Source organism: Streptomyces sp. GC420 (genome assembly GCF_009916105.1).
Taxonomy (GTDB): domain Bacteria; phylum Actinomycetota; class Actinomycetes; order Streptomycetales; family Streptomycetaceae; genus Streptomyces.
Map to the genome: position 1 here is coordinate 1 of NZ_JAAAXQ010000643.1, position 2,612 is coordinate 2,612.

Below are 2,612 nucleotides of genomic sequence, written 5' to 3' on the forward strand. Positions count from 1 at the left end.
GGCATCCCGCCGGGGCCGGACCTGCCCGATGATCTACGCCATGGTCATCGGCCGCCGACCGGCACGAGTACCCAACTCGCCATTCACACCAGACCCGTGACCTGCGACTTCAGCTTGCACACCGCTCTCTGCTTCCCGCCGCGCGCGGCACTGGCCTTTTGCCGGGGTGAGGGCACCGCGGCATTCTCGGACTTGGCCGCAGGCTCGGCCGGGGCTTCGGTGATGCCAAGAGCCTGCCGCATGTTCACCAGCACGGTGTGGTCGTGCTGCAGGGCGGCCAGCTGCTGTTGCAGGGAGGCGATGTCCGCCGTGATGCGTTCCTGCTCCTTGACGTTGCGTTCGAGGTCACCGGTCACCTGAGCGGCGTACTGCGATGTCAGTTCAGTGGGGGGAGCGGTTGTCTCGGGCATGGGTGCTGACCTTTCCTCGGTGAACGGCCGTGCTGCGGGGCTGCACCACATGAGGGTGAGGCCCCGTCTCGGGCGGGGTGTTGGCGCCCGGCCTGGGCGCCGCACGTGCCACAGATGCCTCGGCCTACAGATGGTACGGACAAACAGCGCTGGTTGTTCCGCCACGCTGTGTCTTCTCACCGCGAGCCGCCCTCAGGGCTGTCACGCCCGGTGCCCGTGAGGCAGTACGACGGAACGCGTTCCTGCCTGAGGCTGGGGCAGTTGCCAGAACACCTCGTCGCTCTCCCGGTCGTGATGCCATGCCCGAAGGGTGCGTGTGGACACCAGCCGATCGAGGAGCTCACCTGTCTGCTGCGGTGAGTGCCCGCACTGGCGGGTGAGGACGTCCATGTCGGTGTTGTGTTCGGCACTGGCGCCGGTGTGCGCGGCCAGTACGAGAGCGGCCAGCCGCAGCGCCGGCGCTGCGGCGGGCAGGATCAACGGCACAGGCCGCAGCGCCCAGTCGGCGGCGCGGCAGCGGGCACGGCGGCCCGTCGTCTGGTCCAGCACTGTGGCATCGAGCAGCCGCACCTGCATGGGCAGTGCACGCAAGTCGGGTAGCTCCAGCCAGCCGGCGTGGGCCAGCTCCAGCCACAACTCGCGGTTCTGGCGAAGGCGCATGCTCCGCAACAGGCCCACCGGCAGCCGGACATGACCGCGGGCGTCGGCGCGCAGTGCGCACTGCAGGGCCAGCAGTCGGGCGGCGGGGGAGGTGAAGCGGGGCAGCGTGGTGCCGAGGTACGTCAGCATCTCCCGCACCCGCACCCGCACCCGCTCCTGAAGTCCGGCGTGGGACCGGGCTGCGGGAGGGGGTGAAACGGGGGAGGCCTGCTGCCGCAGGGAGCCGGAAAGAGTGTCGGGTACCACGGCCGTATTGCTGGTCGCCGCGGCACAGGCCGCGCAGGTGTCGGCCAGCCGCCAGGCGCGGCCGCTGCCGTCCCGGGTCAGGGCCAGCAGCACCGGCCCCGCGCAGCCGCGGTGACGCGGATGCCACCGGCAGCCCCGGGCCCGGCACTGGCAACTGCGCAGATAGGTGGGCAGCGCGTCGGCGCGGGCATGGGAGGCCAGATGAGCCAGGACGGCAGAACGTGCGGAGGTCCCCGTGAGCGCAGGCGTGTGAGCGGTGCAGGCGGGGCAGACGAGAGCGGGGCCTCCCGCTCGCGGACGCAGTTCCACTGTCCAGATGCGCCGCACTGCTGCGTGCGCGCCGGCGAGCCTCATGGGCTGGTCGTCCTCCTGTCTGTCCGTGCCCGAGATGGTCGGTACCCCGGCAGTGCAGCGCCGGCAAGACGCACCGTAGTGCAGAGCTCTGCACCCTGGATGTCGCTCTCACCACCCAGACAAATAGTGCAGAACTCTGCACTGACAGGGCGGGGTTCTGCACCGTCGGATGGTGGGGTGACGATCTTGCCGCCCGACCCCGACCTCACCGCGCTGCGTGTCAACCTCGCACGCCTGCGGGGCGAACGCGGCTGGACCTTCGATGAACTCGCCGACCGCAGCGGCCTGTCCCGGCGCACCCTCATCGACCTCGAACACGGTCGAACCACCGGCACCGTCACCACCTGGCACGCCCTCGCCCACACCTTCGATGTGCCCATCGAGCACTTCCTGGGCACCCTCTGCGACGACCACGCCCCGCCCGGTACCAACGGCCCCTGACGGCCCGGCAGTCCCGCCCCGAGCCATACGCAAATCACCCGAACCGGCGAGCAGATACCGAACGCAAAGCCGATCGGGGAACCGCCCGTTCGATTCTGCTGGGCTGATCGAGGGACACGAGCCCCGCCGCATCGCGCACCCTCGCGTGTCGCCTGGCACGGTCCGGGTCATGTCCTGCACTCCCGCCCCCGCCGGCCGACACTGGGACGGCAGCCCTCGCATCACCCGACGCCCCCGCCCCCTGCAGGTCGCAGGCACGAGTCCCAGCCGCCTGCTGCGCGCCGGCCAAAGCAGCCGCTGCCGCCGGTGCGGCAACCGCGTCGACTTCTATCAGCGCGCCGACCAGCGGCCCATCGCCCTGCATCCCGCTGAACTGAGCACCACGAATGTCCCCGAACCCTGCCGCTGGCACCTCAGTGGCGGCATCGCCTACCCGCACGGTGACGGCAGCTCATGGTGCCGCATCCCGCACGCCATGCTCTGCCCCCGCCGCACCCCCAC

At 70.7% G+C, this 2,612-nt stretch carries 4 protein-coding genes; 2 read left to right on the forward strand and 2 right to left on the reverse strand.

The genetic code is table 11. From position 1 onward, the window contains the following. Nucleotides 1–83: 83 nt before the first annotated feature. Both GUY61_RS37290 and GUY61_RS37295 read right to left on the reverse strand, forming a co-directional pair. Complete coding sequence (locus GUY61_RS37290; RefSeq protein WP_313897031.1) at nucleotides 84–410, reverse strand: hypothetical protein; 327 nt, start codon at nucleotides 408–410, stop codon at nucleotides 84–86. Nucleotides 411–611: 201 nt separating this feature from the next. Beyond that, nucleotides 612–1,670, reverse strand: a complete 1,059-nt coding sequence (locus GUY61_RS37295; protein WP_166634719.1) for a hypothetical protein — start codon at nucleotides 1,668–1,670, stop codon at nucleotides 612–614. 177 nt (nucleotides 1,671–1,847) lie between these two features. On the opposite strand from GUY61_RS37295, the gene GUY61_RS37300 reads away from it, so the two are divergent. Together GUY61_RS37300 and GUY61_RS37305 are read left to right on the forward strand one after the other, a co-directional pair. Then, nucleotides 1,848–2,111: a helix-turn-helix transcriptional regulator gene (locus GUY61_RS37300; protein ID WP_166634720.1), complete on the forward strand. Its 264-nt coding sequence runs from the start codon at nucleotides 1,848–1,850 to the stop codon at nucleotides 2,109–2,111. A gap of 169 nt (nucleotides 2,112–2,280) precedes the next feature. Next, nucleotides 2,281–2,612, forward strand: a 332-nt coding sequence (locus tag GUY61_RS37305) for a DUF6083 domain-containing protein (protein ID WP_243767018.1), incomplete at its 3' end; no start/stop codon positions are given.

Bases quoted from the DNA above. Each gene is read 5' to 3' on its own strand.
- GUY61_RS37290 (WP_313897031.1), bottom strand. From the start codon at position 410: ATGCCCGAGACAACCGCTCCCCCCACTGAACTGACATCGCAGTACGCC.
- GUY61_RS37295 (WP_166634719.1), bottom strand. From the start codon at position 1,670: ATGAGGCTCGCCGGCGCGCACGCAGCAGTGCGGCGCATCTGGACAGTG.